Below are 6,109 nucleotides of genomic sequence, written 5' to 3'. Positions count from 1 at the left end.
GGCCAAGACGGCGCGCGGTCAGGTCAAGGCCCTGCGCGGCAAGATCGAGGAAGAATAGGCGAAGGTTCCGCCGGACCAGCGCCATGTTAGGGATATCAAGACTTGCGGTTCGCTTCGATAGAGCGGACAACAACCGGGTATGCTGAGGGACTGACAAGCGCACCATGCTGAAGAAAGCACTCATGCTCGTTTCGGGCAACGCCTTCGGCTCGGCACTTTTGCTGGCGCGCAATCTGATTGTCGCCCGACTGATCAGCCCTGAACATTACGGGATCGCGGCGACTTTCGCGATTTCCATGTCGCTGGTCGAGATGCTGTCCTATCTGGGGCTAAACCAGATGATCGTCGTCGACAAGGATGGCGACGATCCGCATATGCAGCGCGCGCTTCAGGGCTTTCAGCTGATCCGCGGCATGTTCTCCAGCCTTGTCCTTTTCCTGATCGCCCGCCCCTATGCTGACTTTCTGGGGATCGGGAACATCGCCTGGGCCTTTCAGATCATTGCGATCATACCGCTGATGAACGGGTTTCAGCATTACGATATGCATCGGCTGAAGCGGCATTTGAATTTTCGTCCGTCGATAATCGTCCAATCTATACCGCCGCTTATTTCCGTGCTCGCGCTCTGGCCGCTGGCGCTGATCTACCACGACTACCGGATCATGCTGGTGTCCTTGCTGGTGCAGGCGGCGTCGATGGTGGGCCTGTCGCATCTGACGGCCGAGCGGCGCTATGGTCTGACCCTCGATTATTCGATCATGAAACGGGCGACCGTGTTTGGCTGGCCGCTACTCCTGAACGGGATGCTGCTGTTTGGTGTCTTCAACGGAGAAAGGCTGATCGTCGGGCGTGAACTGGGGATGAGCCAGCTTGCCATGTTTTCCATGGCGGTGACGCTGACGCTGACGCCGACACTGGTTCTGGCCGGGGCCTGCCAGTCGCTGTTCCTGCCCAGCCTTTCGGGCGCGCGTGACAAACCGGATTCGTTCCGCTGGCTTGGTGTCGCCGCGATTGAGGCCGGCCTGGCAATCGGCTTGTTGCTGATGCTGGGCGTGATGCTTCTGGGCGGGCCGCTGGTCTATCTGCTTCTGGGGGAGAAGTACCTGCCGCTTCTTGAAATTCTGGTGCCGATTTCCGTGGTTCACGCAATCAGGGTGGCCAAGTCCGGCAGCGCCACCGTAGCCCTGTCCAAGAAACGGTCGGGCAATGCGGCGGCATCGAACGCCTTCCGGGTCGCGTCTTTGCCCCTGTCATGGATCGCGTTGATCCAGACTGGTAGCCTCATGTCCGTCATCTACATCGCGCTGGTGGCTGAACTTCTTGGCTACCTTTTCGCGCTTTATCTGGCTGCGCGTCGCGCAGGCCTCAGCCTGAGCCCCCTGCTGGTTCCGTCGGGTATGGTGTTCCTGACCTGCGCCGCCGCATTGTTCAGCAACTGGACCTATCCGCCCCAGCCAGATTTTGCAGCGCAGTTGCTGCATTGGTCGCTCTGGCCGGTTGTGCTTTGTGGCCTTGTCTCATTGGGTCTGATGAAAAATCTGCGCGGTTATCTGGTGCGACGTTTCCGGGACCGAAAGGCTTAAGAACCACCGCCCTGATCGGGTCGCCGCCGTTCGCCCACAACCTTCGCGGGGTTTCCGGCGACGATGGCAAAGGCGGGCACGTCCCTTTTCACCACAGATCCCGCGCCGATGATGGCCCCGTCACCGATCGTCACACCTGCCAGAACCACGGCACCGTAACCCAGCCAGACATCGCGGCCGATGATGATGTCGGCCTCATCCATCGTCTGTTCGCTGACCGGCCCGCCATCGTTGTAGCGATAGGTTGCGGCCGTGATCATGACCGACGGACCGATCAGCACATCATCACCCAACACGATCCGTGCGGTGCCCGGACCGGCCCAGATGCTGGTATGCGCGCCGATATTGACCCGGTTGCCCAGCACGATGTTGCGCCCATTGGCAAAGCTGGCCATCGGGCTGATGCGCTGTTCACCTGTGCGGGTCGCGTGCCTCAGTTCGGCAACATGGGTGTAGTTGAAATAGTTTACGATCTTCAGCGCATGCGCATAGGCCCGCGGATCGAACATCGCGCGGACAAGACGGAGAAGCCTTTGCAGCCGTGTTGTCTTTTTCTTTTCTGCTGTGCCGCCACTCATTCCGGATGCCCTCTTTATTGCGCTGTGGGCCGAAGCCACGGGCAAGGTAAACCAGAGGGCGACAGCGTCAATCGCCAGAGTGAGTCGGGCCATGATGTTTCCAGTTCCGGGTCAATGTGGCCGCATTTTATGAAGTGACGACACTTCCAAAACGATGCTGGCCGCCCGCATCGGCGGTTGATAGCTTTACCGCAAAGGCCAACCAATGGGGACGTTCGACCCGATGACAAGAACCGGACTTTCCTGTCTTTGGGCAATCATCTTTCTGATCGGAAATGCGCCCAAGGCCCCGGCGGCAGAACTGGTGTCGCGCGGGGGGTATTCCTGGGCTGAGAGCTATGAAGGGTTCGGCGGGTTTTCGGGCCTTGCGATGGCACCGGACGGCGCGTCCCTTTTGGCGGTCAGCGATGGGGGTTGGCTGGTCCGGGCGCGACTTTCCCGCGATGCAGACGGGCGGCTGCGCGGTGTGACAACCGAATGGCGCGACCGGTTTCGTGACAATCAAGGCGACCCGGTCAACGACTTCAAATCGGATGCCGAGGCACTGGCCGTGACGGCGGACGGCACCGCCTACGTCGCCTTCGAAGGCTACACCCGCATTGCCGCGTTTCACCCTCCCGACATGATGCCCCGGCCGCTGCATCGCTGGGACCGGTTCAAAAAGCATTGGGGCAATGAAGCTTTCGAAGGGCTCATCATGTTGCCGGATGGCCGACTTATGGCCGTTCTGGAAGAGGCGCATGACGGCCGGTACAGGACAATTCTCGGTCGCGATCACGATTGGCAGGCGGGGCCGTCGATCCCCGCTCCGGACGGATACGCCGCAACGGATTCAACCATCGGGCCCGATGGCAGGTTCTATCTTCTTGAACGCCGGGTAACCCTCACGGCGCGGTTCGCCACGCGCATCCGACGGTTCACTTTGGACGACGGTGGATTTGGCCCCGGCGAGACGCTTCTGGAAACCGCGCAGGGTGCGCTCGGCAATATGGAGGGGATCAGCCTCTGGCCGGACAAGGATGGCCGCACCGTCGTCACCCTGATTGCGGACGACAACTTCCTGCCATTTCAAAAAACGCTGTTGGTCGAATACGATCTTGCGGACTAGCCGGGATTGTCCTTGTCCCGAAACGGTCAGTAGCGCTTTCCCTTTTGCTTTTGCCAAGCGAGGGACGCTCGGCTAAGACAAGCCCGTGATTGTGCGGCATCCGGATCGTCGGATGACCCGTGAACGTTCATCCGGGTATTCCGCCCGGAAACGGAAATTGAAGCCGAAGCGAACACGAGGCCCTTTGTGAAGATTGCAGTTTTTGGACTTGGTTATGTGGGCATCGTCTCGGCGGCTTGCCTGGCACGGGACGGACATCAGGTGATCGGTGTCGACCCTCAGCCGACGAAGGTCGACCTGGTCAATGGCGGCCAGCCGCCGATTATCGAAAAGAATGTGGGCGAAATGGTCGCCGAGGCGGTGAAGACCGGGGCCCTGCGCGCCACGACGTCCGCCGCCGAGGCCGTCGCCTTCGCTGATCTCAGCCTCGTTTGCGTCGGAACGCCGTCGCGCAAGAACGGATCGCTTGAGACCGGCGCGGTGGAGCGGGTCTGTGAAGAGATCGGCGCAGCGGTGGGGGCCAAGGGCCGAGACCATCTTGTCGTGATCCGCTCCACCATCCTTCCCGGCACGATGCGGGGCGTGGTCATTCCGGCGCTGACAGGGGCGGCGGGCGACGGGGCGAAGCACCTGAAAGTCGCGAACAACCCCGAATTTCTGCGCGAATCTACGGCCGTCTACGACTACGACAACCCGCCGAAGACCGTTGTTGGGTCCGACGATCCGGACACGGCACAGGCGGTTCTGTCGCTTTACGCCGACCTGCCGGGACCTAAGATCGCGACCAAGCTGGAAATCGGCGAAATGGTGAAATACGCCGACAATGCCTGGCACGCGGTCAAGGTGTCTTTCGCGAACGAAATCGGCAATATCGCTCAGGCCGTGGGTGTCGACAGCTGGGATGTGATGGACATCTTCTGTCAGGACACCAAGCTGAACATCTCGCCCTATTACATGAAGCCGGGTTTCGCTTTTGGCGGGTCGTGCCTGCCCAAGGATGTGCGCGCCCTGACCTTCAAGGGCCGCGATCTGGACCTTGATCTGCCGCTTCTGAACTCGGTTCTGTCCACCAATGCCGAACAGGTCGAACGCGCGATCGAGATGGTCGCGGACTATGGTCTGCGCAACATTTCCTTCATGGGGATCAGCTTTAAAGCGGGCACCGACGATCTGCGTGAAAGCCCCTTGGTGACTTTGGTTGAACGGCTGATCGGCAAGGGTTTCAACCTGAAGATTTATGACCGCAACGTGCATCTGTCGCGGCTTCTGGGGGCCAACCGCGCCTATATCGAAGGGGCCATTCCGCATATTGCCGAGATCCTGTCAGATGACCTCGACACCGTCCTTGGCCATGGCGATCTGGTGATCGTCGGCAACCCCGCGCCCGAGTTCAAGTTCATCGGGGCAAAGGTGCGTGCGGATCAGAAGGTACTCGACCTTGCCCGAATTTCGGGTCTCGGCGCGGAACTGGGGGAGCGGTATCGTGGCATCAACTGGTAAGGGCGCGGGCCGCCGCGTCCTCATCGTCGTTGAAAACCTGCCCGTCCCCTTCGACCGCCGCGTCTGGGCCGAGGCGACGACGCTTGCGGCCGAGGGTTATACGGTTTCGGTCATCTCGCCCACGGGCAGGGGGTTCGAGGCGGAATACGAGTTCCTCGACGGCGTCCACGTCTATCGCCACAAGCTGCCGCCCGAGGGTAATTCGGCCGTTGGTTATCTGCGCGAATACGGCTCGGCGCTTTGGAACGAACTGCGCCTTGCCCTGAAGGTGAAGCGCGAGCGTGGCATTGACGTGCTGCATGGCTGCAACCCGCCCGACCTGATCTTCCTCGTCGCCTGGGTGATGCGCCTGTTCGGTGTGCGTTACCTTTTCGACCACCACGATATCTGCCCTGAACTCTACGAAGTGAAGTTCGGCAAGCGCGGCATTCTCTGGCGCGCGATGGTGTTCTTTGAATGGCTGACCTTCAAGACCGCCATCGTCTCGATCGCGACCAACGAAAGTTATGCCGAGATTGCCCGGCGTCGTGGCGGCATGGCGGCCGAGGATGTCTTTGTCGTCCGCTCCGGCCCCAAGATCGAAAAGCTTGAGGTCCGGCCGCCGAAGGCTGACCTGAGGAAGGGCGCGCAATTCCTGATCGGCTATGTTGGTGTCATCGGCCAGCAGGAGGGATTGGATCTGCTGGTCGAGACCGCGCAGCACCTGACCGGCCCGATGGGCCGTACGGATGTGCATTTCGGCATCGTTGGCGGCGGGCCTGCGCTGGACGAGGTGCAGGAAGACGTGCGGGCGAAGGGGTTGGAGAGCTATTTCACCTTCACCGGCCGCGCGCCGGATGATCTGCTGCTCGACATGCTCAATACCGCCGATATCTGCGTGAATCCCGACCGGGTGACGCCGATGAACGATCTGTCGACTATGAACAAGATCATGGAATACATGACGCTCGGCAAACCCATCGTGCAGTATGAGTTGAAAGAGGGACGCGCCTCGGCAGCCGAGGCCTCGCTTTACGCCAAACCGAATGACCCCAAGGACTTCGCCGAAAAGATTGCCCAGTTGATGGACGATCCCGAGGCGCGCGAGAAGATGGGGCAGATCGGCCGGGCACGGATCGAGGCCAACCTGAGCTGGGCCCATTCGGTGCCGCATCTTCTGTCGGCCTATGACCGGGCGTTCGCCAAAATGGGGCGGTGAAAACGTAAGGTGGGTTTTAGAGCGTGTTGCGGTTTTCGAGATTCAGGATTCCCCCGATGCTTGATCTGTGATTCCCTGTCTGTATGGCAGATATGGGGGTCAGTGATGGGCAAACCACATCCTATGGCACTTCGTGAACGTG

The 6,109-nt window shown here is 60.4% G+C and carries 5 protein-coding genes; 4 read left to right on the top strand and 1 reads right to left on the bottom strand.

What is annotated here, in order from left to right:
* Window positions 1–164 precede the first annotated feature (164 nt).
* On the top strand, window positions 165–1,583 hold the full coding sequence (locus WBB85_RS21370) for an oligosaccharide flippase family protein (RefSeq protein WP_432640594.1): 1,419 nt from the start codon (window positions 165–167) through the stop codon (window positions 1,581–1,583).
* Here WBB85_RS21370 and WBB85_RS21365 read toward each other — a convergent pair.
* The gene (locus WBB85_RS21365; protein WP_432640593.1) at window positions 1,580–2,161 is read right to left on the bottom strand and encodes an acyltransferase; all 582 of its coding nucleotides are present in this window, start codon (window positions 2,159–2,161) and stop codon (window positions 1,580–1,582) included. The two genes, WBB85_RS21370 and WBB85_RS21365, sit on opposite strands and share 4 nt — an antisense overlap.
* Window positions 2,162–2,384: 223 nt before the next feature.
* Between WBB85_RS21365 and WBB85_RS21360 the strand changes: the two genes are divergently transcribed.
* From WBB85_RS21360 to WBB85_RS21350, 3 genes are all read left to right on the top strand, one after another.
* On the top strand, window positions 2,385–3,269 hold the full coding sequence (locus tag WBB85_RS21360) for an esterase-like activity of phytase family protein (RefSeq protein WP_432640592.1): 885 nt from the start codon (window positions 2,385–2,387) through the stop codon (window positions 3,267–3,269).
* A 186-nt stretch (window positions 3,270–3,455) separates the two neighbouring features.
* The gene (locus WBB85_RS21355) at window positions 3,456–4,769 is read left to right on the top strand and encodes a nucleotide sugar dehydrogenase (protein ID WP_432640591.1); all 1,314 of its coding nucleotides are present in this window, start codon (window positions 3,456–3,458) and stop codon (window positions 4,767–4,769) included.
* Window positions 4,753–5,967, top strand: coding sequence for a glycosyltransferase family 4 protein (locus WBB85_RS21350; RefSeq protein WP_432640590.1), 1,215 nt, complete (start codon window positions 4,753–4,755; stop codon window positions 5,965–5,967). The genes WBB85_RS21355 and WBB85_RS21350 overlap by 17 nt, the downstream gene beginning before the upstream one ends.
* The last annotated feature ends 142 nt before the right edge of the window (window positions 5,968–6,109 follow it).

The organism is Albidovulum sp., from assembly GCF_049646345.1.
GTDB lineage: Bacteria > Pseudomonadota > Alphaproteobacteria > Rhodobacterales > Rhodobacteraceae > Albidovulum.
The sequence above is the reverse complement of the archived record's forward strand: the minus strand, read 5'-3'. Positions and strand labels throughout refer to the sequence as shown.

Bases quoted from the DNA above. Each gene is read 5' to 3' on its own strand.
- WBB85_RS21360 (WP_432640592.1), top strand. From the start codon at position 2,385: ATGACAAGAACCGGACTTTCCTGTCTTTGGGCAATCATCTTTCTGATC.
- WBB85_RS21370 (WP_432640594.1), top strand. From the start codon at position 165: ATGCTGAAGAAAGCACTCATGCTCGTTTCGGGCAACGCCTTCGGCTCG.
- WBB85_RS21365 (WP_432640593.1), bottom strand. From the start codon at position 2,161: ATGAGTGGCGGCACAGCAGAAAAGAAAAAGACAACACGGCTGCAAAGG.